Source organism: Sphingorhabdus lutea (genome assembly GCF_001889025.1).
Classification (GTDB): domain Bacteria; phylum Pseudomonadota; class Alphaproteobacteria; order Sphingomonadales; family Sphingomonadaceae; genus Sphingorhabdus_B; species Sphingorhabdus_B lutea.
On sequence record NZ_CP018154.1, the window covers coordinates 1104842 to 1129173 of the forward strand.

19 protein-coding genes are annotated in these 24332 nt (G+C 46.1%); 7 read left to right on the top strand and 12 right to left on the bottom strand.

Features of this window, described 5'->3' with window-relative positions:
* Nucleotides 1-9: 9 nt before the first annotated feature.
* Nucleotides 10-1755 (bottom strand): acyl-CoA dehydrogenase family protein, encoded by a 1746-nt coding sequence (locus LPB140_RS05275; RefSeq protein WP_072560428.1) that lies wholly within the window; start codon nt 1753-1755, stop codon nt 10-12.
* 52 nt (nt 1756-1807) lie between these two features.
* Here LPB140_RS05275 and LPB140_RS05280 point away from each other — a divergent pair, with 52 nt between their 5' ends.
* Genes LPB140_RS05280 through LPB140_RS05290 form a run of 3 tightly spaced genes read left to right on the top strand, consistent with a single transcriptional unit; the run spans nt 1808 to nt 4457 of the window.
* Nucleotides 1808-2770, top strand: a complete 963-nt coding sequence (locus LPB140_RS05280) for an L-threonylcarbamoyladenylate synthase (RefSeq protein WP_072558961.1) — start codon at nt 1808-1810, stop codon at nt 2768-2770.
* A gap of 5 nt (nt 2771-2775) precedes the next feature.
* The gene (locus LPB140_RS05285; RefSeq protein WP_072558962.1) at nt 2776-3864 is read left to right on the top strand and encodes a M48 family metallopeptidase; all 1089 of its coding nucleotides are present in this window, start codon (nt 2776-2778) and stop codon (nt 3862-3864) included.
* Nucleotides 3861-4457 (top strand): superoxide dismutase family protein, encoded by a 597-nt coding sequence (locus LPB140_RS05290; protein ID WP_083550038.1) that lies wholly within the window; start codon nt 3861-3863, stop codon nt 4455-4457. Before LPB140_RS05285 ends, LPB140_RS05290 begins: the two co-directional genes overlap by 4 nt.
* 23 nt (nt 4458-4480) lie before the next feature.
* On the opposite strand, the gene LPB140_RS05295 is transcribed toward LPB140_RS05290, so the two are convergent.
* Together LPB140_RS05295 and LPB140_RS05300 are read right to left on the bottom strand one after the other, a co-directional pair.
* Nucleotides 4481-7225: a [protein-PII] uridylyltransferase gene (locus LPB140_RS05295; RefSeq protein ID WP_072558963.1), complete on the bottom strand. Its 2745-nt coding sequence runs from the start codon at nt 7223-7225 to the stop codon at nt 4481-4483.
* Between the two features lie 114 nt (nt 7226-7339).
* On the bottom strand, nt 7340-9064 hold the full coding sequence (locus tag LPB140_RS05300; RefSeq protein ID WP_335682206.1) for a class I adenylate-forming enzyme family protein: 1725 nt from the start codon (nt 9062-9064) through the stop codon (nt 7340-7342).
* Nucleotides 9065-9116: 52 nt separating this feature from the next.
* On the opposite strand from LPB140_RS05300, the gene lgt reads away from it, so the two are divergent.
* Nucleotides 9117-9983: a prolipoprotein diacylglyceryl transferase gene (gene lgt, locus LPB140_RS05305; RefSeq protein ID WP_072558965.1), complete on the top strand. Its 867-nt coding sequence runs from the start codon at nt 9117-9119 to the stop codon at nt 9981-9983.
* The gene (locus tag LPB140_RS05310) at nt 9976-11031 is read left to right on the top strand and encodes a class I SAM-dependent methyltransferase (protein WP_072558966.1); all 1056 of its coding nucleotides are present in this window, start codon (nt 9976-9978) and stop codon (nt 11029-11031) included. The genes lgt and LPB140_RS05310 overlap by 8 nt, the downstream gene beginning before the upstream one ends.
* A 54-nt stretch (nt 11032-11085) precedes the next feature.
* Here LPB140_RS05310 and LPB140_RS05315 read toward each other — a convergent pair whose 3' ends face one another.
* The 4 genes from LPB140_RS05315 to LPB140_RS05330 all read right to left on the bottom strand — a co-directional run bounded on the left by LPB140_RS05315 (nt 11086) and on the right by LPB140_RS05330 (nt 14630).
* Nucleotides 11086-11688 carry an ABC-type transport auxiliary lipoprotein family protein gene (locus LPB140_RS05315; RefSeq protein ID WP_083550041.1) on the bottom strand — a complete coding sequence of 201 codons (603 nt, stop codon included), beginning with the start codon at nt 11686-11688 and terminating at the stop codon, nt 11086-11088.
* 7 nt (nt 11689-11695) lie between these two features.
* Nucleotides 11696-12664 carry an MlaD family protein gene (locus tag LPB140_RS05320; RefSeq protein ID WP_072558968.1) on the bottom strand — a complete coding sequence of 323 codons (969 nt, stop codon included), beginning with the start codon at nt 12662-12664 and terminating at the stop codon, nt 11696-11698.
* 63 nt (nt 12665-12727) lie between these two features.
* A complete protein-coding gene (locus LPB140_RS05325; RefSeq protein WP_072560433.1) occupies nt 12728-13516 on the bottom strand; it encodes an ABC transporter ATP-binding protein in 789 nt (262 codons plus the stop codon).
* Nucleotides 13517-13520: 4 nt separating this feature from the next.
* Nucleotides 13521-14630, bottom strand: a complete 1110-nt coding sequence (locus LPB140_RS05330; RefSeq protein WP_072558969.1) for an MlaE family ABC transporter permease — start codon at nt 14628-14630, stop codon at nt 13521-13523.
* Between the two features lie 168 nt (nt 14631-14798).
* Between LPB140_RS05330 and LPB140_RS05335 the strand changes: the two genes are divergently transcribed.
* Nucleotides 14799-15479, top strand: a complete 681-nt coding sequence (locus LPB140_RS05335) for an HAD family hydrolase (protein WP_072560435.1) — start codon at nt 14799-14801, stop codon at nt 15477-15479.
* Nucleotides 15480-15484: 5 nt separating this feature from the next.
* Here the strand turns inward: LPB140_RS05335 and LPB140_RS05340 are convergent, their stop codons facing one another.
* Together LPB140_RS05340 and pgeF are read right to left on the bottom strand one after the other, a co-directional pair.
* The gene (locus tag LPB140_RS05340) at nt 15485-16900 is read right to left on the bottom strand and encodes an SLC13 family permease (RefSeq protein WP_072558970.1); all 1416 of its coding nucleotides are present in this window, start codon (nt 16898-16900) and stop codon (nt 15485-15487) included.
* Nucleotides 16897-17682, bottom strand: a complete 786-nt coding sequence (gene pgeF, locus LPB140_RS05345) for a peptidoglycan editing factor PgeF (RefSeq protein WP_335682207.1) — start codon at nt 17680-17682, stop codon at nt 16897-16899. Before pgeF ends, LPB140_RS05340 begins: the two co-directional genes overlap by 4 nt.
* Before the next feature lie 97 nt (nt 17683-17779).
* On the opposite strand from pgeF, the gene LPB140_RS05350 reads away from it, so the two are divergent.
* A complete protein-coding gene (locus LPB140_RS05350; RefSeq protein ID WP_232223462.1) occupies nt 17780-18598 on the top strand; it encodes a Rossmann-fold NAD(P)-binding domain-containing protein in 819 nt (272 codons plus the stop codon).
* A 71-nt stretch (nt 18599-18669) separates the two neighbouring features.
* On the opposite strand, the gene LPB140_RS05355 is transcribed toward LPB140_RS05350, so the two are convergent.
* From LPB140_RS05355 to LPB140_RS05365, 3 genes are all read right to left on the bottom strand, one after another.
* On the bottom strand, nt 18670-19668 hold the full coding sequence (locus LPB140_RS05355; RefSeq protein ID WP_232223463.1) for a DMT family transporter: 999 nt from the start codon (nt 19666-19668) through the stop codon (nt 18670-18672).
* Nucleotides 19665-20714, bottom strand: coding sequence for a threonine aldolase family protein (locus LPB140_RS05360; RefSeq protein ID WP_072560443.1), 1050 nt, complete (start codon nt 20712-20714; stop codon nt 19665-19667). Before LPB140_RS05360 ends, LPB140_RS05355 begins: the two co-directional genes overlap by 4 nt.
* Nucleotides 20715-20862: 148 nt before the next feature.
* A complete protein-coding gene (locus LPB140_RS05365) occupies nt 20863-24216 on the bottom strand; it encodes a TonB-dependent receptor (RefSeq protein ID WP_083550047.1) in 3354 nt (1117 codons plus the stop codon).
* Between the last annotated feature and the right edge of the window lie 116 nt (nt 24217-24332).

A 24332-nucleotide genomic window follows, 5' to 3' on the forward strand; every position in this document is an offset into this window, starting at 1 on the left:
TGCAGCGCCTTAGGCTGCAAATTCTTCTGCCGATAGGGCATATAGGGGCTGTGCACCCGACAATGCGCTATGTTCCAATCCCATGGCCTCACCCACCATCACATTTAGATAATATTGTGCGCTGGCGATTTTTGATTTCAAAAATGGACTGTCGCCTTCTTGGCTTTGAACCAATTTTGCCGCCTCCAATTGCTGCGCCATTAACCAGCCTGCCGTTGCAACCGACAACATGGTGGTAAAGGCGTAGCTGCCCGCCAAGCGATCATCGATATTATTATTTTCCACCATAGAAGTGCAAACGCGCATACAGGCATCGGCCAAGCGGGACAGCGCGTCATGGCCGTCTTTTTTCGCGTCATTTATGATATGAGAAATATGCTCTTTCAACGCATCACCGCCGCGCATACCCATTTTACGGCCCACTAAATCGGCGGCCTGTATGCCATTTGTGCCTTCATAAATGGCGGCGATACGAATATCACGATAATATTGGGCGACACCAGTTTCCTCAATATATCCCATGCCGCCATGCACCTGCACACATAGGCTGGCAATCTCGCTGCCCAAATCGGTGCCATAGGTTTTGGCAAGTGGGGTTAATATATCGACTGCTTCCTTTGCTGCTTCATCGCCCAATGACGCCAAATCAACCTTGCTTGCCGAATAATATAATAATGCACGTAGCGCCTGTGTGCCCGCCTTCATCCGCATTAACATGCGCCGCACATCGGGATGTTGAATAATGGTGACGGATGATTTGTCGGCTGCGCCTGCTCTGGCCGATTGCACGCGGTCTTGAGCATAGGAAATGGCGGCCTGTGTCGCCGCCTCGGCAATTTGCACGCCCTGTAAGCCCACATTTATCCGCGCATTATTCATCATGGTGAACATGGCCCGCATGCCGCCAAATTCTGGGCCGATTAACTCACCAATGCTTTCGCCATCTTCGCCAAATTGCAAGACGCAAGTGGGCGAGGCGTTAAGCCCCATTTTATGTTCAATTGAAATGGTTTTTACGCCATTTTCTTCGCCCAAACTGCCATCATCATTCACCCGATATTTCGGGACAAGGAATAATGAAATACCGCGCGTTCCCTCTGGTGCATCAGGCGTGCGGGCAAGGACAAGGTGCACGATATTATCGGCCATATCATGATCGCCAAAGCTGATATAAATTTTTTGTCCTGCAATGGCATATGTGCCATCACCGCGCGGGGTGGCGGTGGATTTTAACGCGCCAACATCCGATCCGGCCTGTGGCTCGGTTAAATTCATGGTGCCGGTCCATTCACCGCTGGACAATTTGGGCAGATATTTTTCCTTTTGCGCGTCGCTGCCATGATGCAAAATCGCCTCAATCGATCCTACTGACAAAATGGGGCAAAGGGTAAAGGCCATATTTGCCGCGCCAAGTGAATCCAGCGCCGCCATCGCCAAAGTAAAGGGCAGGCCCTGTCCGCCAAATTCGGCAGGGGCGTTAATTGTGCCCCACCCATTTTGCACATAATGTTGATATGCATCGCGATATCCCTGCGGCATGACCACGCGGCCATCCTTCATCTGTGCGCCAACCATGTCGCCAACACGGTTTAACGGCGCAAATTCACCCGCCGCAAAATCGCCAATCCCCTCCACAATTGCCTGCACCATATCTTCGCTGGCGTCGCTAAATGCATTATGGCCGGCCAATTGATCAATTTGGGCAATATGTTTTAGGACGAATAATTGTTCTTGGGTTGGCGCAGTAAATGACATTTTGGCGAAGTTTCCTTTTAATTTTGAATATGCATCTATATAACGCATTAATATGCAACGCTCAAATCCCCAAGGGAAAAGCCAGATTTTTTCACCCAGCGCCGAATCATATTCGCGCGCCGTCAATTTATTGCGCAATGGCGCTTTGGTGGCTGCGCCTACCGAAACGGTATATGGCCTGGCCGCCAATGCAAAGGATGATGAAGCAGTAGCCGCCATTTATCGCGCAAAGGGACGGCCCGATTTTAACCCGTTAATTGTGCATGTGCCCGATATGATGGCGGCGCAAAAATTGGCTGATTTTAACCCAATTGCCGAAAAATTGGCCGAAAAATTCTGGCCTGGTCCATTGACCATAGTTGCGCCCCTGCGCCATGATGCAGGGGTGGCCGCCGCAGTGACTGCGGGATTGCCCACCATTGCCATTCGTTGTCCGGCCCATCCGGTTATGCAAACATTATTGCGGCAAAGCGGGCTATATTTGGCCGCGCCCTCTGCGAATAAAAGCGGGGGGATTAGCCCGACCTGCGCCGCGCATGTCGATGCCAGCCTTGGCCAAAATGTGGACATGATTTTGGATGGCGGAAATTGTGAACGAGGATTGGAATCCACCATAATCAGGGTGATTGATGAACAAATTTTCATTCTTCGTGAAGGGCCAATTACACGAAATATGCTGTTAACATTTGCGCCAGTAAAAATTTATGCGAAAAATGAGGATGGAGTTATCACGGCACCTGGGCAATTAAGCAGTCATTATGCGCCTAATAAACCGCTTAAATTACATGCCACATCGGCAAATGAGGATGAATTTTATATTGGTTTTGGCAAAATGAAATGCGATGAAAATTTATCTGTTAATGGCGATATGATGGAGGCGGCGGCAAATTTATATGCCGCGCTGCACCGCGCTGATGCTTCAGAAAAAAATGCAATTGCCATCGCGCCGATTTTTGATGATGATATTGGCGCGGCGATAAATGATCGGTTACAACGCGCCGCCGCGCCACGGTAAATATAATGCGAAAAATATCCCATCTTTTGCTTTTTGCGCTTTTATGCTTGGCATTTGCGCCGGTTAATCCTGCCCATGCGGTTATTGATGCAGAGCCAAGCCAAACAGAAATTGACGATTATCGCGACTTAATTTCACAAGATGTCCGTTTGGCAGGCATTGGATATCGGCTGGCCAAGGCAAATGCTGCATATTGTTCGCAAAAAATGCAATATAGCGGCCTTATCCTGCATGATATTGCGCAATATGCCGACCCGCAATTCATCCGGCATATTTTTCCCTTTACCCAAGAAATTGAAATATCGGGCGTTGTAAAGGACAGTCCCGCCGACAATGCCGGCATTGCAGCAGGAGATGGCGTAATCAATTTTGGCGATAATTTGTGGCAATGGGAAAATCATCCCGCGCCTACTTCGTGGCAAAAGGGTTTTGAGCGGCTGGCCGATTTTAAACAAATTTTACGCGGTGCATTTAATGAAAATGCCGCCCTATCATTCATGCTGCAACGCGGTGTTACCCGGCAACAATTTTTGATTAAATCTGAACAAGTCTGTCTTAGCGAATTTGAGGTCAGCAGCGGTGGAAATTTAACCGCAGGGGCAAATGGTATAAAAATTCGCATCAGCATGGGTTTGATGAATTATGCACCCAATGATGATGAATTGTCGGTGGTGGTGGCGCATGAAATGGCGCATAATTTATTGCGCCATCGCCAATTTTTAAAAGAAAATGGCGTAAGCGACGGGATTGGCCGTATTTTTGGTAAAAGTGCGAAATTGCGGCGCGGGACAGAGGAGCAGGCGGACCGGCTGGCCATTTGGTTAATATATAATGCCGGATATGACCCGCAAAGCGCGATAAATTTTTGGATTAGATATGGCAAAGAGCATGGCCAAGGAATTTTTACAGAACCAACGCATGATCGTTGGAAAAATAGGGTAAAGTTTATCAATGAAGAAATTTCTGCTATTCACAAAATGAAGTTAGATAATGAAAAATTGATGGATGAAAAGGGCTTTGTCAAATTGGATCCGCCTTTATTATCTGCCTTTCGGATAGAAAATATATTAGATGATGGAGCACAGCAGCAATGATAGATAATATTAAAAATCAATCCATTGGTCAAAAAATCCTATTTGTGGCGGGGATGTTGATGCTTTCATCCTGCGCGGTGATGGATAAGCCGGTAAGCGGGCAAAATAATGGTGAAAGCATTGCGGCAAAGGTGAAAGAACAAAGCGCGCAATATTTCGCCCAGGCAATTTTGTATGATGGTAAAAATAATGTCGCGGGAAAGGCATTATTTAGCCAGAATGCAGGCAAAGTCATTATGCATATTGACGTTATATTAAGCGAAGAAGGGCTGCGCGGCATGCATTTGCATGAAAAGGGTGTATGTGAAGGGCCCGACTTCACATCAGCCGGTGGGCATTGGAATCCGGCAGGGCGCGGGCATGGCACAGAAAATCCTATGGGACCGCATCATGGCGACCTGCCCAATATCATGACCCTTAAAATGGGAAAGACGAAAAAGACAATAATTTTGGACAAAGCAGAAAAAATAGAAGATTTTTATGATGCCGACGGCACATCAATTGTCATTCACGCCGGACCGGATGATATGAAAACCGACCCCAGCGGCAATAGCGGCCCGCGCATCATATGCGGTGTCATTCGCCCGATATAATAAATTTTTCGGGCGATATATGTTTAAGCAGCAATGCCGACATCGGGCACATTTTCGCCCAATGCGGCCTTTAATAATGCCTCCTCAATTGATTTTAATTTATTTTTATTGTCAATTTTGGCGCCAAATAAATCGGTGACATAAAATGTATCCACCGCCCGCTCGCCATAGGTGGCGATATGTGCGCTATGCAGCATAATTTTGGATTTAAACAATGCATGGGCCAAATTGCTTAATAAAGCGGGCCTGTCACGGGAATTTACCTCCAGCACGGTAAAACGGTTTGATGCCTGATTATCAATAAATACCGATGGTGAAATTTTAAACGCATCGGCACGCATCCTGACCAACGGCTTTGCCTCCAATTTCGGGGCTAATTTGCTACGATTGGCAAGTGCGTCGCCAATGGTTTGCTTTAATTTTGCAATTTGTGCTTCTTCTTGAAATGGGCGGCCAAGCGGATCTTGGATTAAAAAATTATCTAGAGCGACCCCATCTTTTGTCGTGTGGATACGTGCATCTATAATATTGCCGCCCGATAAATGAATGGCGCCCGCCATACGGTAAAATAAACCGGGGTGATCGGCAGCCATAATAGAAACCAATGTCGCGCCACGTTCGGGATAATAACAAATATCCAGCGCCAATTCCGTGTCCTTATTTTCATGTAATAATAATATATTACGTTCAATAATATCCTCAGGCTCGGCAATCCAATATGGATCGGGCAATTTACGCGCAATATTATTATAGGCGCTTTTTGATAATGATATATTTTCTTGAATATTGGCCTTTTTGGTCTTTACCCGTTCATCACGGCCACGTTGTTTATGGCCCAAACGCAGCACTTCTTCAGCGGCATCATATAAATCGGTTAATAATTGCCGTTTCCAGCTGTTCCAGACGGCAGGGCCAACTGCGCGAATATCCACCACGGTAAGGACCAGCAGCAACCGCAATCTTTCGGGTGATTTCACGATTTGGCAAAAATCCAATATGGTTTTGAAATCGGATAAATCACGTTTGAACGCAGTGGCCGACATCAATAAATGATGACGGACCAACCATGCCACCATTTCGGTTTCCGCATCGGACAGGCCCAGTCGCGGACACAAAATTTCGGCAATTTCCGCGCCCAAAACGCTATGGTCGCCGCCGCGTCCCTTTGCAATATCATGCATGAATGTGGCGACATATAAAACCCGTCTGCTTGAAATTTGTTTCATAATTGATGCGGCAAGCGGATGGTCTTTTTTCAATTTTCCCTGTTCAATTTGCGCCAATAAGCCAATGGCACGAATGCTATGTTCATCGACGGTATAATGATGATACATGTCAAACTGCATCTGGGCGACAACCTTGCCAAAATCGGGGATGAAACGGCCAAATATTGTTGCTTCATTCATCCACCGCAGCACGGTTTCAGGGTCGCGTTCGCTGCATAAAATATTAAGGAATAACTCATTTGCCCTTGGGTCAAGGCGCGTTATTTTCTTAATCAATTTTGCCTGTCTTCGCGCGGTGCGCATCGCCTCTGGATGGATTTCCAATTCAAATTTATCGGCCAGTTGGAAAATCTCAATCAATCGCACCGGATCTTCTTTGAAAAAATCTTGATTGGGTAAGGCAAGCCGCCCACGATCCAACCGAAAACCATTTAATTTGCGCGGGCGGCGCATGATGGTGGGCAGGAAACGTCGGCCCTTTTGCGCCATATTATTATCCAAATGGGCGATGAATAACCCCGTCAAATCGCCAACAATTTTTGCATTTAGGAAATAAAATTGCATGAATCGCTCAACCGCGCTTTGCCCCTCTCTATCGGCGAAATTCATTCTTTCAGCAATTTCGCGTTGCAAATCAAATGTTAATCTGTCCTCTGCTCGGCCCGTAATTTGGTGCAAATGGCAGCGCACGGCCCATAGGAAATTTTCCGCATTCCAGAATTTTTTATGTTCTGCCTTGGTAAATAATCCAAAATCAACCAATTCACGGGCCACACGCACACGGTGAACATATTTCCCAATCCAATATAATGTGTGCAAATCACGCAGCCCGCCCTTGCCATCCTTTACATTGGGTTCAACCACATATCGGCTATCGCCCATGCGTTGGTGGCGTGCCTCACGCTCGGCCATTTTGTCGGCAATGAATTGTGGGGCGGTCTTGCCAACAACTTCGGCCCAAAAACGGTTTCGTGCCTCGGCATAAATATCGCGGTCGCCCCAAATGAACCGCGATTCCAACAGGGCGGTTCTGATAGTCAAATCCTCTTTGGCCATGCGAACGGTTTCGTCCAATGATCGGTTTGATTGGCCAACCTTTAACCCCAAATCCCATAACCAATATAATATCGCCTCGGCCACCTGTTCGGCCCATGCGTTGCGCTTAATCGGGGTAATAAAGGCAATATCAACATCGCTATGCGGCGCCATTTCGCCGCGCCCATATCCGCCGACCGCGACCAAGGCGATACGTTCGGCGGCGGATGGATTTGCCACGGGATATAGATTTTGGGTGACATGGTCGTAAATTATTCGGACCAGTTGATCGACCAAAAATGCCTGCTGTGCGGCGGCGGCATGGCCCGCAGAAGGCGCATTCATTAACCGATGGGCAATTTCTTTGCGCCCATTTTCCAATGATTGTTGCAAAAGTGATAAAATTTGCGCGCGCGAATTGGCACTATTTTCTTCATGAATAAGTTGCAGTGCCTCGAAAATAGATTTTCGATCGATAATGGCGCGTTGATTTTCAATTTTTTGCATATCATTTCATTATAGGCGCAAAGACATGATGGGCAAGGCCATTGAGCCCTGCCACATATAAAAATTTCCTAAAAATTATGCTTTGCGATATTTTATATCGAAATTTATGCCAATTTAGCCATTTACCCGTTCATTAAATAATTTACGCAGCAAGACACGGTCGATTTTTTGCGTGCCAAGGCGGGGTAATAAACCAACATGATGCCAAAAATGAACTGGCACTTTAAATGGCGCCAATCTTGCCTTGATAAATTCGGCAATATCGGCCTCATCCAATGCTGTATCATCCTTGGTCACATAAATCATGCCGGGGACTTCGCCATATTTTTCATCTTCTATTCCGATAATGGAAAGCTCGACAATGGCGTCATGCTCATAGGCGGCAGCCTCCACCTCAGGACAGCTAATATTCTCGCCGCCGCGAATGATGATGTCCTTTTTCCGGTCAACGATGAATAAATATCCATCTTCATCCAAATATCCAATATCACCGGTTAAGAAGAAACCATCCTTGGTAAAGGCGGCCTTGGTCGCTTCTTCATTATTCCAATAACCAAGGAAATTGGCGATGGAACGAATGCCAATTTCGCCGCGCTCCCCCTGTGGCAGTTGATTGCCATTATCATCAATTATGCCCACTTCGACAATTGGTTTGGTTGCAGGACCGGTGCTGGTTGGTTTGGCCAAATAATTTTCGGTAAAATTACCGCAGCCCACGCCATTGGTTTCGGTTAAGCCATAGCCGAGCAGGGGAAAGGCATGTTCCATTTCTTTTTTAATTTTACGCACATGGTCCACAGGACGCGGCGCGCCGCCAGCGGCAAAGGCGGTGCAGCTGGTAAGGTCATATTCTTTACGTTTTGGATGGGTCGCAATTTCAATGCTCATCAACGGAACGCCAACAAAATAGGTGATTTGTTCTTTTTGGATAAGGCGCATTGCATCCTCAGCATCCCATTTGGGCATTAAAACCAATTTGCGGCCAATGGCAAAGCTTTGCATGAAAACCGGCACAGCGGCAGTAACATGGAATAATGGAACATTTAATAATGTTGCGGGCTGTAAAGTGGGGGCTTGCCCCATAGAGGTCATTAATTCAAAAAATGTCAATGTTTGGCCGACATAGCTCATCACACCTTGCACCACGCCGCGATGGTCGGAATATGCGCCCTTTGATTGGCCGGTTGAGCCAGATGTGAATAATATTGTCGCCAAATCCTCGCCCGTTAATTCGGGCAGGGCGGTTTCATGGTCGCCGCCCTTTTCGATTAAGGCTGATAATCCCTCAGTTGGTGGGCAATCATGCTTGAACAAAATGACCTTTGCCCCGCCAATATCTTCTTTGGCCAATCTTTTGGCGCGCGGCTCATCCGCCAACACAATATTACATTCGGCAAGCCTAATTCCCTCGGCCAATTCATGACCTGTCCACCAACCATTTAATAATGTGGCAACGCCGCCCGCCATAATAATCGCCATTTCCGCGATAATCCAATTGGCGGAATTTCGCGCCGCAATACCAATATGGTCGCCCTTTTTAACGCCATGTCCGGCAACCAAACCGCCGGCCAAGGTGCGCGCGGCGGCATAGGTTTCGGCAAAACTCAAACGAATTTCATTGTCGACAAGGAAAATTTTGTCTCCTTGCTGGGCACAGAAAAATGCAAAATAATCACGTAAATTTGTCGGAGCCTGCTTTATCATGGGCAAATCGACGCCAAATTTATTAACATAACTCACTGAAAGTGGGCCATTATTGTTCATTAATTTGGCAACTGTTGCCTCAATTGCCATGTCCAATTGGGTGGGCATTACGAATCTCTCCTTTATACTCTTCATTTACCCTTCTATTGCGCTATAAAGGAATGTCAAAAACGTTAGGGGAATAAAGTTGTTTTTAGAAATTTTGGCCAGCAGCAGCGAGGCAATTCGCTTCACCGATTTGGGCGTTGGACCGGTCGCGCTTGACCTTGGCGGATTTCAAATCAGATATTATTCGCTGGGTTATTTATTTGGCATTATTTTGGGTTATTGGCTGCTTTCCCGTTTGATTAAAAAACCAGGCGCCCCCATGTCACAGGCGCATGCCGATGACATGATTTTATACGCAACATTGGGGATTATCCTTGGCGGGCGCATTGGATATATTTTATTTTACAATCCAGTTATTTTGCAAAATCCGATTGATATATTCAAGGTGTGGCAAGGCGGCATGTCGCTGCATGGCGGGACATTGGGCGTTATTTTGGCGATTTGGTTCTTCACCAAAAAACATGGGCTAAATTTCCTACGTTTTTGCGATTATATTGCCTGCGTTATTCCATTTGGTTTATTTTTGGTGCGGCTAGCCAATTTTGTAAATGGAGAGCTTTGGGGACGTGAAACCGATGTTGCATGGGGCATGATTTTCCCCGCTGGCGGCGAAATTGTCCGCCATCCCAGCCAATTATATGAAGCGGGATTGGAAGGATTGTTAATGGCCGCGATATTATGGCCATTATTTTTCAAAAGCGATGCGCGGTATAAACCAGGATTTTTATTTGGCATGGCGGCGATTATTTACGGTTTTTCAAGATTTTTCGTAGAATATTTCCGCGAACCAGATGCGCAATTGCAATGGTTGGTCGATTTAACAGGGTTTAGCATGGGACAATTTTTAACCATGCCGATGATAATCATCGGTCTATATTTGGTTTATACTGCCAAGGGCAGGAGAGAGCGTGTAGAATCTATTGCTGGGGGTAAATCCGTTGCCTGAACAAAATATTCTTGCGTTAAAATTGGCCAAGCAAATTGGCGGTAATGGGCCGATTAGCCTTGCCGAATATATGCGCCAATCAAATGAGGAATATTATAATATATCCGATCCATTGGGCAAAGAGGGGGATTTTATCACCGCCCCGGAAATCAGCCAAATTTTTGGAGAACTGGTCGGTATTTGGTTTGCCGATATTTGGATGCGTTCGGGTGAAAAAAATAATATAAATTATGTGGAGCTTGGCCCGGGGCGGGGAACATTGGCCAAGGATATTTTATCCGTTATCGCGCGTTATGGATGCACGCCACCGGTTCATTTTGTGGAAACCAGCGACGCCTTGCGCGTGAAACAAACACAAAATTGCCCTAATGCGATTTTTCATGATAAAATTGATGATTTACCCGAAAATGGACCATTATTCATTATTGCCAATGAATTTTTTGATGCGCTGCCGATTAACCAAGCAGTCCAAACACATAGTGGATGGCGTGAGTTTGTGGTTGCGCGGGACAGGGGCAATCAATTTCTGGCCATGCCCGGCACAAAGGATGCGGGCAGCTATATTCCAGAGGAGTTTAAGAACGCATCGCCGCACAGCCTGTATGAATATTGCCCCGATGCAGCCAATATCATGTATGAATTGACCCGCCGGGTAAAGGAACAGGGCGGTTTGATTTTGGTTATTGATTATGGATATATGAAACCGCAATTGGGTTCTACATTACAGGCAGTGGCCAATCATAAATCAGTATCTGCATTTAATGAACCTGGAACAATGGATATAACCGCGCATGTCAATTTTTTAGAGCTGGGCAATATTGCGCGTATTGGCAATTTACAGGTGCAGGGCCCGATTGAACAGGGGATTTGGTTAAAAAATCTGGGCGCAGATATTCGCGCCGAAACATTAAGCGCGGCCAATCCAGATCAGCGCGATGTAATAATGCAAGCAAAAGAAAGATTGGTACATCCTGAACAAATGGGCAGTTTGTTTAAGGTGATGGCTGTGCTGCACAATGATTTGCCGCGCGCAGAGGGTTTTGGTTGATTATTATATGTTGATTGGAAATTAGCGCCGATTCAGCCTGTTTTCAAATCTATATTATTTAATCCAGGTCAATATATCGGCGGCCACCATATTTGCCGCCTTATTCAGCGAATATCCCGCCTGCGAAGGTGCAATTTCGGCGACCGGAACATTTGCGGCAAATCTTTTGGTAATGGGCATATTGACCGGATGATGGCGGGTGACATCCGCAATAATCATGGCCTGATTGGTACGGGAATCAATTCCAAATTCATGAAATTTAATGCTTATCCTTTGTATATTTTTGCCAAATCCTTGTTCTTCATCCATCACCACAAAATTGCTGCCTGCGGAAATTTGCTCCATCAATAAAGATTGGAATAAATTATTGGGTTTATCGACCCATGCGGTTTGGGTTAAATAGGCGATATTTTGATCATCAATTTGCACGGGAATTCGCGTTGTGTCCAATTTTCGTGGTAATAAGGGCAAGGCGATAACCAGCCCATTTTCATTATTTAATGATTTAACCTGACCTGCATCCAGCATCTGATTGGATTTTAATGTCAACATGCTTGGCAAAGGATCTGTGCCAAGGCTGATACAAGCAGAAAGCAAGCCGATAACGGGTAAAATAAGCGCTGATTTTAGCATATATTTGGTTTTTTTATTCATCATCTAGGCCTTATTTCTTTGGCTTATAATCGGGTAAATTGGGCGATCCGACAAGCGACGCCGCGCCATTATTTTCCAATTTTTCAGTAACAGATTTCAATGATGCGGATAAATCGCGCAAATCCTTCATCAATCGGTTTACCTCTGGCAAGGTATTTTGTGATACCCCGTCAATGGCCGGTTTCGCAGCATTGGCTGTATCTTCCAATGCGGCAAGGCTTTTCTGCGCTTGTTTCAATGTTTTGTTCACTTCGGCCATTAACGGCTTACCCTCGCCATCAATTAACTGCCCAGTAGAGGCGGCAACGGCGGCCATTTGATCGGCAGCCAATCCCGCCTTTTGCAAGGTGAGGCGCGATTCCCCGATAACTGCGGAAAGTTCCGGACCTGTTTTTGCCAATGAACCAGAAAGCGTTTCAACATTTATCAATATTTTTTCAATGGAATCTTGGTTTTTATCCGATAAAATATTGGTCAATCTTTCGGTTAGGGTGGATAAACGGTCGAGCAGTAAAGGCGCGCTGTTTAACAATTCGCCCAATGCGCCGGGTTTTGTTGGGATAATCGGTGCCCCTGCTGGACAGACCAATTTTGCGTCCTTTTTGGGGCAGGTAATGGGCGGCGCACCTTTAATCGCGCCGCTTAATTGAATTTCCGATGGGCCGGTAAAACCAACACTGGCAATAGTAGCCACGGTGCCTTGTAAAATGGGGGTGTTTTCATCAACCGAGATACGCACACGGACAAATTCTGGATCATCATCCCACAGGCTGATTTCATCAATTTGACCCTTTTGAATTCCCGCAAAGGAAACCGATGATCCCTTGGACAGGCCGGTAACCGCCTGTTTAAAGAAAATATCATATTGTTTTTGATTGCCATCATTAAATTTGGCCAACCAAATGGTGAATAGCGCCAATGATAGCAAAAGGGCCAATGTCACAATGCCGACGAATATATAATTTGACTTGGTTTCCATTATTTCACCTTATGCCCTGTTTTTGCATAGAATGTCTAGCCGCCATATGAAATTTGCCCCAATTCATGGTGAAACCAGCTTTGCCGCCCGCCCGCGCGGTCCGGAAAAATATTCATTTATCCACGGATGATTGGCGGCCAATAATTCATCAACCTTGCCATCGGCAATGACTTTTCGATCTGCAATAACGGCAATACGGTCACATATGGCATGGATACTATCCAAATCATGGGTGATTAAAAACACGGTCAGCCCTAATGTTTCCTTTAATTGCAGGGTCAATTCATCAAATTTTGCCGCGCCAATGGGGTCAAGCCCCGCCGTCGGTTCATCCAAAAATAATAATTCAGGGTCAAGCGCCAATGCACGGGCAAGGCCGGCCCGTTTTTTCATCCCGCCGGAAAGCTCCGATGGATATTTATATGCCGCCTCTGGCCGCAGTCCGCTTAATTGAATTTTGGACATGGCAATTTCATGCAGCAATTTTTCGCTGAAATGCGGATAATATTCGCGCAAGGGTACTTGAACATTTTCCGCCACAGTCAGGGTAGAAAATAATGCGCCGCCTTGAAATAATATGCCCCATTTGCGCCGCACTGTTGCATCGTCGCTTGGGTCATCGTCCAACAAATTGGCGCCAAAAACGCTAATCTCCCCTGCGCTTGGTTGTTGCAGACCAATGATAGAGCGCATCAATACTGATTTACCCGTGCCTGATCCGCCCACAACGCCCAAAATTTCGCCGCGATAGACGTTTAAATTCAAATCCTCATGCACCATATGCGCGCCAAATTTATTGCTTAAACTGTTAATTTCAATAACGGTTTCGCGTTGGTTTTGGCTATTATTCATAATGTCAATCCCAACCAATGCTGCTGAAAAATACGGCAAAAAATGCATCCAGCACAATGACAAGGAAAATCGCCTGCACCACGGCGGCGGTGGTCCGGCGGCCAACTTCTTCGGTATTGCTTTTTACCTGCAACCCATGGAAACAACCGGTCATTGCGATTATGGCGCCAAAAATTGGCGCTTTAATCATCCCGACCCAAAAATCAGTCATGGGGGTGACTTCGCGAATTTTTTGAACATAGGCGGCGGGCGGTATGTCCAATATTATCCAGCATAATAATCCACCGCCCGTAACTGCGACAATGGACGCATAAAATCCCAATAATGGCATCATGATAAATGTGGCCAATGTTCGCGGAATAACCAATGCCTCAATCGGGGAAACGCCAATGGTGCGCATGGCATCAACCTCTTCGGTAATTTTCATTGTGCCAATTTCTGCGGCAAATGCGCTGCCAGATCGGCCCGCCACCATGATTGCGGTCATTAAAACGCCCAATTCACGAAATGTAATTCGGCCAATTAAATTAACAGTAAAAATTTCCGCGCCAAATTGGCGAAGCTGCACCGCGCCTTGTTGTGCAATGACAATGCCGATTAAAAAACTCATCAACCCGATAATGCCCAGCGCCTTTAACCCCACATTTTCAAAATGGGAAACAAGCGCGTTTAGGCGAAATCGGCTGGGGTGACGCAGGCTATATAAAAATGATAAAACCACCTCGCCAATAAAGCCAATAAATTGCAATAATGTGCGCAGTGCATCGACAACACCAAAACCAATATCGTTCAAAATTTGGACGAAACGCGATGATTTGTACCTATCATCTGCAATTTCAATTTGCTGACTGGCCATTTGTTTTAATAATTTTTGGGCATCGTCACTGGCCCCCAAAATCGACGCATTTAATTGTGTTTGCGTGCGATATATTAACCATGCGCCAATGGTGTCCATCCTTGTAATCGCGCTAATATCCAATATGCTTGGTCCATCGGCGGCGCGAAGCTGTGCGTCAATATCGCCAAGATGCGCCAAGGACCAATTGCCGGAAAATTTGGCAATATGCTCGCCGCTTTCGGTCATTTCCTCAATATATTGCGCGGGATCAGTCATAGATAAATAGTTGAAGCAATTTGCAATAAATCACAAGTATAATTGGCGATAAATTTTTTATTCATCCATCACATTATAATGTAAAATATATTGATTTTAAAAAATAATATTTTGATTTTATACAAAATTGATGCATTAGGCTGCCAAAAATCACAAAGAAAAAGCCATATGAAACATAATATTGCCATATATGACATGGATAAAACGGTAACGCGCAAGGCGACCTATGCCCATTTTATTTGTCATATGGTGACGCATCTTGCGCCATGGCGTTTCATCCTTTCCCCTTTATTGATTTTTGCCATTATTTTATACGGCCTTAAAATTTGGCAGCGTAAGGAATTAAAGCAATTTATTTTTGCCATCATGATTGGCAATAAAATTGCGCCGGAAAAAATTGCTCCCCTGTTGGAAAGCTATGGCGAAAAAGTAATTGCCAATAATATTTATTGGCAAATTGCCGAACGGATGCGCGAAGAAAAGGAACAGGGCTATGTCCATGTGCTGGCCACCGCGTCCTTTGAATTATATGTCCATCCCATTGCCCGGCGATTGGGGTTTGACGCGGTTATCGGCACAAAGTTACAGCGCGATAGCCATGGCAATATTTTGGCCAAATTGGCGGGTGAAAATTGCTATGCCATGGAAAAAATTCCGCGCATTGAACAATGGATGAAATCGCGCAATTTTGATAAAAATCAGTCTTTTATTCGTGGATATTCGGATCATGTATCCGATGCGCCCTTATTGGATTTTGCCGATGAGGCATTTGCCACAAATCCGCATGGGCCATTACATCAATTGGCGGTTGAAAAAGGATGGGCCATATTGGATTGGCGCGCATCGTAATTTTTTTACATCATGGCATTTACCGCCCAAACCACGCCCACAATAATAGGAATTCCGGCAATATCTAAATATGCGCCTGCGCGCAGCATTTTGGGTAATTCAATATGATCACTGGCCCATGCTAATGCATTTGGCCCTGTGCCCGATGGTAACATAAACCCCCAACTTGCTGCCATGGCGGCGGGCATGGCCAAAATAATAGGGTCAATGCCTGTGGCAAGGGCAAGGCTGGCGATGACGGGCATGATGCCGCTTGCCGTGGCGACATTACTGGCAAATTCGGTGATTAAAATGACCATCGCCACGACCAATGCCGCCACAATTAACGGGTGAATATGTTGCAATGGTTGCAGCACCTGTCCCAACCAATCGGATAATCCAGAGGCGGTTATTCCGGCGGCGAGCGCCAGCCCACCGCCAAACATCATAATCACGCCCCATGGCGCGCGCTCTGCCTCTTTCCAAATGAGCAGGGGGCGGCCCGTGCCGTCTTGAACAATGAAAAGGAATAATGCACCGGCAATCGCAATGCTGCCATCGGTAATTGCCCCCTTGGGCAAATAGGGTTCGGCAAATGGCTGCAATATCCATGCGATAATGACCAAGGAGATAATGGGGATAAGGCGTTTTTCCGCTATGCTCCATATCGGCACATGGCCAATTGCCTTTTTTGCGGCGGTAACATTAAATATATCAGCCGATAATTTTTGCACATGCGACAAAATCAACGCGCAAATGGGCACAGAAATAATGACAATGGGCATGCCGAAACTGGCCCAGCGTAAAAAATTAATATCCATGCCCAGTTGTTTATTTATCAAACCCGCCGCAATTGCATTGGTGGGCGATCCGACCAACGTGCCAAGCCCGCCAATGGATGCGGAAAAGGCAATGCCCATCATTAACGCGCCCGCCATGCCAAATGTATCGCCCGATTTAAACCCGCCCGCCCGCAATACTGCTATGGCAATGGGTATCATGATTAACGTGGTGGAGGTGTTTGAAATAATCATGGAGAGAAAGGCCGTGGCCGCCATAAATGTGATTAACATGCCAAAATTACTTTTGCCGCTATATTTCAACATGGATATCGCCACGCGGCTGTGCAAACCAACCCGTTCAATGGCCAAAGCGATAAATGCGCCGCCCAAAATTAGGAATAATATCGGCGAATAATATTCCGCCGCCACATCCTTGGCCGGCATAATATCCATCAGGGGCAGAACCAAAAAGGGCAGCAGCGCGGTAATGGTTAGGGGCAGGGCCTGTGTCATCCACCAAATGGCCATTAAAATGACCAGCGCCGCCGCGCGCCATGCGGGCAATGTCATTCCGCCCAAAGGCGGCATGAATATCATGATGATAAAAATCATAATGCCAAGGATAAGCGCGAAATTTTTACCCGATAAAATTTGGGTCATCCGCACAGGCCAATCATTGAAAATTGCCGTCCATATCCATTTTCCAATTGGTGCGTGGCGCGGCGATAGCTGAAATAATCATCCGGCAAGCTATAGGTATCAATTCCCAAACATTCGATTGTTTTGACGCCCGCTTGGGCCAGCTGCGCCGCGACATATCCCTCTATATCGAACATATAATGCCCTACATTGCCATCGATAAAATATCGTTCATTTTGTGGGTCTGCCTGACAAAATATTTTGTAAAAACCCGCATCGACTTCATATGATTTTTGCGCGATGCAGGGGCCAATGGCGGCGACAATATTGTCCTGCTGTGCGCCCAATGCTATCATCGCGGCAATCATATTTTGGCACACGCCGCCAATTGCCCCCTTCCATCCGGCATGAGCGCCGCCAATTATTCCCTTTTTTGCATCACATGCCAAAATGGGCACGCAATCGGCGGTTAAAATTGATAATAAAATATCGGTCCTGTTGGTGACCAATGCATCGCCCTGTGGCCGTTGGCTGACATCATATTGCGCATCGATGGTAATGCAATTGGCCGAATGAATTTGATATAATCCGGCAATTTTTGCCGTTGGCAGGATGGCATCACGGGCAATTTGACGATTTTTGGCGATATTATCCGGATTGTCGGATGAACCAATGCCAATATTTAAACTTTGATACTCACCGGTGGAAACACCGCCCTTGCGGCCCAAAAAGCCATGGGCAATTTGCGGGCCCTGCGCGGTTAATAATTTTGAAATGGCGATATTTGGTTGTTCATTCATCATTATATATTCCCACTTAAAAATTATATATTCCCAGATAAAACGCCGCAAAAAATGATAATTTGGCGCGAATTTATTGACCCATATCAACAAAGCAGCAATGATGAAACATATGACAAAAAATATGCTGATATTTGGCCTTGGCTATACTGCCTCTTTCCTGCGTACCGCATTGATAGAAGGGGGGTGGCAGGTGACGGCGACGCAAAGGGGGGCTGGCGCGTATAGCATGGCATTTGAAGATGAAGATGCGGTGTTGGCGGCCATAAAAAATGCTAGCTTCATTCTTTCCTCTGTCCCGCCGAAAAATGGAACGGATCCCGTTTTGGAAAAATATGGGGCGGCCATATTGGATGCTGCGCCCCAATGGAGCGGATATTTATCCTCCACCGGTGTTTATGGCGATGTAAAGGGCGCATGGGTGGATGAACATAGCCCCATTGGCACAGGGCGCAGAACAGATAGGGCCAAAGCTGACATGGCATGGCAAAATTATGGGGCACATATTTTCCGCCTGCCCGGAATATATGGACCGGGCCGCAATATGTTGGACCGAATTATAGAAGGTAGGGCAAAGAAAATTGACATGCCCAACCAAATTTTCAGCCGCATTCATGTTCAGGATATTGTAGCGGCAATTATAAAATCATTTAATCGGCCCAATGGCGTTTATAATATTGGAGATAATTATCCATGTAGCCAAAATGAGCTGGTTGATTATGCATGTCAATTATTGGGTAAGCCGCCGCCTGCGCTTTTATCTTTGCAGCAGGCCGATCTATCCCCGATGGCAATGGGGTTTTATGCTGAAAACCGACGTGTTTCCAATATGAAGGCGAAAAGGATTTTGGCATGGACGCCGCAATTTGGCGATTATCGCGCGGGTTTATTAAATTGTTATCAGCAAGATGGATATTAAGTTATCAACAAGTTAGATGTTAAAAGGACAGATATTTTATACCCAAAAGTATAAATTTTCCTATTTTTTGCTTAACGTGAACGCATTGATTGGGCCAATCCCAACATGGCAAGTATCGCGCCAATAATTGCCATGCCAGACCAGATATATGCTTCAAAAATTGTCGATAATATCATGGCAACAACAGGAATAAACACGCTGGTATAGGCGGCCTTGCCCGGGCCAATTTCGCGGATGAGTTTAAAATATAGCGGAAAAGTGACCACCGAGCCAATTAAACCCAAATATAAAATACCTGCAATATAGCTTGGCCTTGGGTCAAAGCTGGGCGCACCTGCTATAATGAGGGAGAGCAGCGCATTTGCCACCATGCCATAGAGCATAGACCAAGCCAAAATAACAACAATGGGATAGGCGCTGACCCGTTTGGCGGCCTGAATTATATTGGCCGAGGAGGCAAGCAAAACAGCAATTAATGTTAAAAATATGCCTATAACCACTTCCATCGGATCACCTGGCGCTTGGCGATATTCATGCACCAATAATAATGTCACGCCCAATGAAGCAATGCCTGCGCCAATCCAGAAATTTTTGCTGACCGATTTGCCCAAAAACCATTTGCCGAACAGCGCATTGGGAATGATTAACAATGCAAATAAAACCGCCACCAATCCCGATGTGATATGATGTTCGGCGGCGTAAACAAAATTAAAATTTAATGCAAATTGCACCAATCCAATTATCATGGCCAATCCATGGGTGGCCAGCGGCATATGTAATTTTTCCTTCAAAACCTTACATAATATAAACATACCAATTGCCGCGACAATGAAGCGATATGTCACCGACCAGCTGGGCGGGACGGCGTTTATTTGGTCGGCAATCACCAGCCATGTTGATCCCCAAATAAGGGAGACAAGCATGAAGGGGACAATAATTTTTAAGTTTAAAAAATGGGGCTCATCCTCAACATTGGCTGGGCTGTTCATTTGGTCCTGCTGTTTTATTTCGGCGGCGATTTCTTTGCTTGCTGTATCGCCAATTGTTTCGCTTGTTACAGGATGTGTCATGATGCTTGAAATTCGCCTAAATCGGATATTGCATTGGCCAAGGGGGTGACATCGGCCGGACTGTGGTGCCAACTTGTTACCAAACGTGCGCCATTGACGCCCCAATCGTAAAAATCAAAGCCTTGATTGCGCAATTTTTGCGCCTCATCGGCGGTTAAACGCAGAAAAATTTCATTCACTTGGACGGGGTATAGCAATCTGTCGCCACATGCCGATGCAATAATTTGGGCGGCATGATTGGCGGCATGTGCATTTTCCAGCCATAAATCATCCTCTATCATTGCCAATAATTGCGCGGCCATGAAACGGCCCTTTGAATGTAAATGCCCTGCACGTTTGCGGCGATATTCGCTTGCCTTGGCAAGGTCGGTGTTAAAGAAAATCAGCGCCTCTGCATTCATGCCGCCATTTTTAATGCAGCCAAAGGACAGCGCATCCACGCCCGATAAATGCGTTAATTCCGCAGCACTATAATTGCCCATGGCCACGACATTGGCAAATCTGGCCCCATCGACATGCAAGCCGATTTTGCCTTGTCGCCGCCCATTATTTGCCGGGTTATTTTTCTCAATAATATCGGCCAATTCACGAATTTCCGACGGGGTATATGCCATGCCATATTCGCTGGCATTGGTGATGGATAGGCATGCCGGTTGCACCTGATGCACATCGTCGCGGATGGCGGATATTATGTGCGTCAGCATATGGGGATTTATTTTCGCGCCATCGCCGCCAATGGGGATAATTTGCGCACCAGCGGTGAAAAAACCAGGCGCACCGCATTCATCAACCACAATATGGGCTTCTTCATGGCATAATATGCCCTGATAAGGCTGTGTCATTGCGGCAAGGGCAAGGCAATTTGCCGCCGTGCCGGTTGAAACCGGATGAACGATAATTTCAGCGCCAAAAATTTCACCAAATTTTTCATTTAACTGGGCGCTCCATTTATCCGCGCCATAGGCTGCGTCAACATGATTTGCCTTGGCAATTGCTTCCATTATTTTGGGATGGACCAGCGCGCTATTATCAGAGAAAAATTGCATAAGCCGCATTGCGAGTATTGATGTTTTAGGTCAAGCCAATTTTTCGCATGAAATGGCGCAGACTCTATCTTCCATAAAAAACGGCGCCCTTGATAATCAAAGGCGCCGCTAATTTTTTAAAATTTATTCCTACAAAAAACCGCGATTATTAAAAATTACCGCGAAGCACGAATGAGAATCGACGGTCGTTCATGAAATATGAACGCGGTGCCAATTGACTTGGATCACCGGTATATGCCTGTGAGGTCCTTGTCACTTCGTTCAGCAAATTCACCCCTTGAACACCAATTTTAATATTATCGGTCAAGTTGATAAATGCAGATGCATCCAATTGGCCCGTTGGTTCATTAAAGATGGAGTAGAATGGGAAGATAACATCCGCCGCAGTCAGCAAGAAGCGTGAGCGCCAATTATATGCCGCACGTAAAGATACTGGACCTTTTTCATAAAATAATGCTGCATTGATATTATGTTTTGACAATTGTTCCAATGGCAAATTGCCAGTGGGAACAGTTGATCCTGGTGAATTTACCCCGCCATTTAAGAAGCTATTCGGCAGGCCCTTACTTTTAATATAAGTATAATTGCCAGAGAAACCAAGGCCGCTTAAGAAACCAGGTAAGAAGTCATAGGTTTGCTGATAAGCAATTTCAAAGCCCTTAACCTTACCTTTTCCGTCAAAATTATCTGGACCACGAACCAAAATATCACGGGTGATATTATTGCTTGTAAATTGGATGGTGCGGACATTTTGATAGAAGAAGTCGCTAATATCTTTATAAAATGCGTTGAATGTTATCGAACCTACGCGTGCGAAATACCATTCGGCGGTCGCATCAAATTGCCATGCTGTTGCAGGGCGAATGGCAGGATTTCCAACTTCGGCCGTTAATGCGCCAGAGCCATCTAATGAAACATTCATAAAGTTGCGAAGCACCGCATTATCTGCGCGTGCCAAAACCTTTGACCCAGCAAAACGCAAGACAATATCATCACTTAAGCCCAATTTTAAATTCAGGCTGGGCAATAGATAATTATAATCGCCCCGTGCAACATTATATTGCGATGATCCATTGGCAAATTGCTGTAATTGTAAATAGGCCGCTGGACCTTCATCACATATACCGCCGGGGGTGCTTGTTTGTCCATTGGGCAGGGTGATGGTCGCACAACGTGATGCAAATGTCCCTGATATGCCCAGTGAAGCAGCAGAGCCCACACCCAAGCTACCTGCGCTGGTAACATTGGTGTTCACATAACGTAGGCCAATATTGCCGGATAAACGCGTATCACCGGCAAAATTATCAGTTCCAAAATTCAACATACCATAGGCTGCGAAATCTTGTTGTGTAACAGGTTGGATTTCAGTCGGCAAAAATGCACCATTTGTGCCTCCACGATTTGCAAGTGGCTGCCAACCAGCCTGTCCAGCACCTAAAGCATTCCAGCGGTCAACGACGGTGCGGAAAAATGCAGATGATCCGGTATAATCTTTCGTCAAATTACCATTATAATAATTTGCTGTTGGTGGGCCATTTACTTGACCACGGAAGAAATTGGGCGCGGAATATAATTCAACTTGTCCAGGGGTATCGGCAAAATTAACTGGACGGCTGCCGCCCCAAACTTCGCTTAATACGCCCCAATTATAGGTTGAATAGCGAACAATTTGTTCGCGGTCCTGATAATTTGCACCAATTTTTGCTGATTTGAAGAATGAGTCTTCGCCAAAATCATAGCTTAAATCACCCTTAAATGCATATTGAGTGCCTTCGCTATCCTCAATATGGTCCATAGCTGCACGCCAAAATGTAAAGCGCGGGTCGGCAAAATATTGGGCGTCGGTTGCAGCAGGAAGCCCGCCCGTTGTTTGATCTCCACCCCATGAATAGGAAAGGAAATTTGGCTTATGCGGGGTTACCGACGGCAAATCACCGGTCAGGTCAAGTTCCTGATCCGCAAAGGTTGATCCAAAAACGCTAACGTCCAAATTTTTCTTACGCGATGTGGCATATTGCGCATCAAGGTTAAGGTGTAATCTGTCGGTTAATTCGGTTTTTAAGTTAAGGCCAAAATCTTTATTAGTGGTGGATTCCTCCACGCCGCGATTGCCCAATGTTTGTTGCAAACCGCCAATGGGCACAAAGGCGTTATTACCGCGCCAGCCATTATTGGGGTTGGTGATATAGCCAGATTGGAATAAATTATTCGAATCATAAACATAGTCGGTATATTGGCCCGCAACACATTGCCCGCGCGTGGTGGGATCACCATTGCTAAAGTTACCGCGTGAATCGGGAACGCGAACATATGGACCATTGCTGTTTTGCTGACACCCAATCGGGAATGTGCCATATTCCGCAGTATCAGGCGCGGTTTCAAATGTGCGCTCTGACCATGCGGAGGATGAGTGGGAACGAATAAATTCAGCAGTGATAAGCGTTTTTTGATCAATGCTTTCAAATTGCGCCGCAATTGTTTGGCCATTACGTTTACGGTCAAAATCTTGACGTCTAAATTGTCCGCCAAGTGGGGCATAACGAACGGCCGCTGGATCAACAAAGCCATCTGCGCCAGTAGTTAATGCCGTGCCGCATGGTGAATTTGGCGCTGGCAATGTTAGCGTATCACCGCTGCCGGGCAATGGGTTGCGGCAAACCTGCGCCCCATTGGAGAATGCACGGTTTACCAAGCGGTTGTCACGAGTTTGGAAATTGGTAATTTGCAGGCCATCTGCGCGGCTTTTAATGCGAGAGTAAGAACCGCTGACCAACAGGCCGAATGTGCCTTTATCCGTGTCCCATGTTTTGCTGATTAAACCAGAAAAAGTCGGCGTCCATTCTTTACGGAAATCGCCATAATTGGCCTCTGCTGAAAAGGCGAGCCTAAAGCCCTTATTATCAAAAGGCTTTCTAGTGTTCAGATTTACCGTGCCGGCCAATCCGCCTTCGACCATATCCGCCGTGGCGTTTTTCGACACAATGACCGATCCCAATAATTCAGAAGGAACATCAGAGAAGTTAAGTGCCTGTCCACCAACACCCGCAGCAAAAGCAGTGCGACCATTAAATTCAGAGCGCACAAAGTTTAACCCGCGAATAACAACGCCAGAACCTTCAACCGAGAAGTGATCAGGGTCATTTGAACCAGAAAAGCGGCTGATGGAAACGCCCGGTAGGCGCTGCAAAGCCTCAGTCACCGAGCGGTCGGGAAGGGCGCCAATATCTTCCGAAGTAATCGCATCGACAACGGTGTCAGAGTCGCGTTTAATTTTTTGCGCATTGGCCAAGCTCTCGCGAATTCCGGTAACGACAATTTCGCCTTCGCTGCTTGTTACAGCCGGTTTTTCCTCGTCTGCAGCCTGTTGGGCAAGGGCGGCATTGGATGCCAAAAGGGCGCAAATCGCCAATGACGATGCGCCCAATTTTAATGCCTTAAATTTCTGTCTATTAAACTCTAACTCATTATTTATATTAGAGATTTTTACTTCTCTCGCTCCCATATTCTCTCTCCCTCAGTATTTGGTAGCGCTACCATTTTATAATATAGATAGTGCTTGAATATAGATGTTTAACGTGCCACTTGTCGGTTGGCAAGCGCGCATTTGAGAAAAAGCGC

Excerpts from the sequence above, each read along its gene's own strand:
- LPB140_RS05275 (WP_072560428.1), bottom strand. The coding sequence starts at position 1,755 with ATGTCATTTACTGCGCCAACCCAAGAACAATTATTCGTCCTAAAACAT.
- LPB140_RS05280 (WP_072558961.1), top strand. The coding sequence starts at position 1,808 with ATGCAACGCTCAAATCCCCAAGGGAAAAGCCAGATTTTTTCACCCAGC.
- LPB140_RS05285 (WP_072558962.1), top strand. The coding sequence starts at position 2,776 with ATGCGAAAAATATCCCATCTTTTGCTTTTTGCGCTTTTATGCTTGGCA.
- LPB140_RS05290 (WP_083550038.1), top strand. The coding sequence starts at position 3,861 with ATGATAGATAATATTAAAAATCAATCCATTGGTCAAAAAATCCTATTT.
- LPB140_RS05295 (WP_072558963.1), bottom strand. The coding sequence starts at position 7,225 with ATGCAAAAAATTGAAAATCAACGCGCCATTATCGATCGAAAATCTATT.
- LPB140_RS05300 (WP_335682206.1), bottom strand. The coding sequence starts at position 9,064 with ATGAAGAGTATAAAGGAGAGATTCGTAATGCCCACCCAATTGGACATG.
- LPB140_RS05315 (WP_083550041.1), bottom strand. The coding sequence starts at position 11,688 with ATGATGAATAAAAAAACCAAATATATGCTAAAATCAGCGCTTATTTTA.
- LPB140_RS05320 (WP_072558968.1), bottom strand. The coding sequence starts at position 12,664 with ATGGAAACCAAGTCAAATTATATATTCGTCGGCATTGTGACATTGGCC.
- LPB140_RS05325 (WP_072560433.1), bottom strand. The coding sequence starts at position 13,516 with ATGAATAATAGCCAAAACCAACGCGAAACCGTTATTGAAATTAACAGT.
- LPB140_RS05330 (WP_072558969.1), bottom strand. The coding sequence starts at position 14,630 with ATGACTGATCCCGCGCAATATATTGAGGAAATGACCGAAAGCGGCGAG.
- LPB140_RS05335 (WP_072560435.1), top strand. The coding sequence starts at position 14,799 with ATGAAACATAATATTGCCATATATGACATGGATAAAACGGTAACGCGC.
- LPB140_RS05340 (WP_072558970.1), bottom strand. The coding sequence starts at position 16,900 with ATGACCCAAATTTTATCGGGTAAAAATTTCGCGCTTATCCTTGGCATT.
- pgeF (WP_335682207.1), bottom strand. The coding sequence starts at position 17,682 with ATGATGAATGAACAACCAAATATCGCCATTTCAAAATTATTAACCGCG.
- LPB140_RS05350 (WP_232223462.1), top strand. The coding sequence starts at position 17,780 with ATGATGAAACATATGACAAAAAATATGCTGATATTTGGCCTTGGCTAT.
- LPB140_RS05355 (WP_232223463.1), bottom strand. The coding sequence starts at position 19,668 with ATGACACATCCTGTAACAAGCGAAACAATTGGCGATACAGCAAGCAAA.
- LPB140_RS05360 (WP_072560443.1), bottom strand. The coding sequence starts at position 20,714 with ATGCAATTTTTCTCTGATAATAGCGCGCTGGTCCATCCCAAAATAATG.
- LPB140_RS05365 (WP_083550047.1), bottom strand. The coding sequence starts at position 24,216 with ATGGGAGCGAGAGAAGTAAAAATCTCTAATATAAATAATGAGTTAGAG.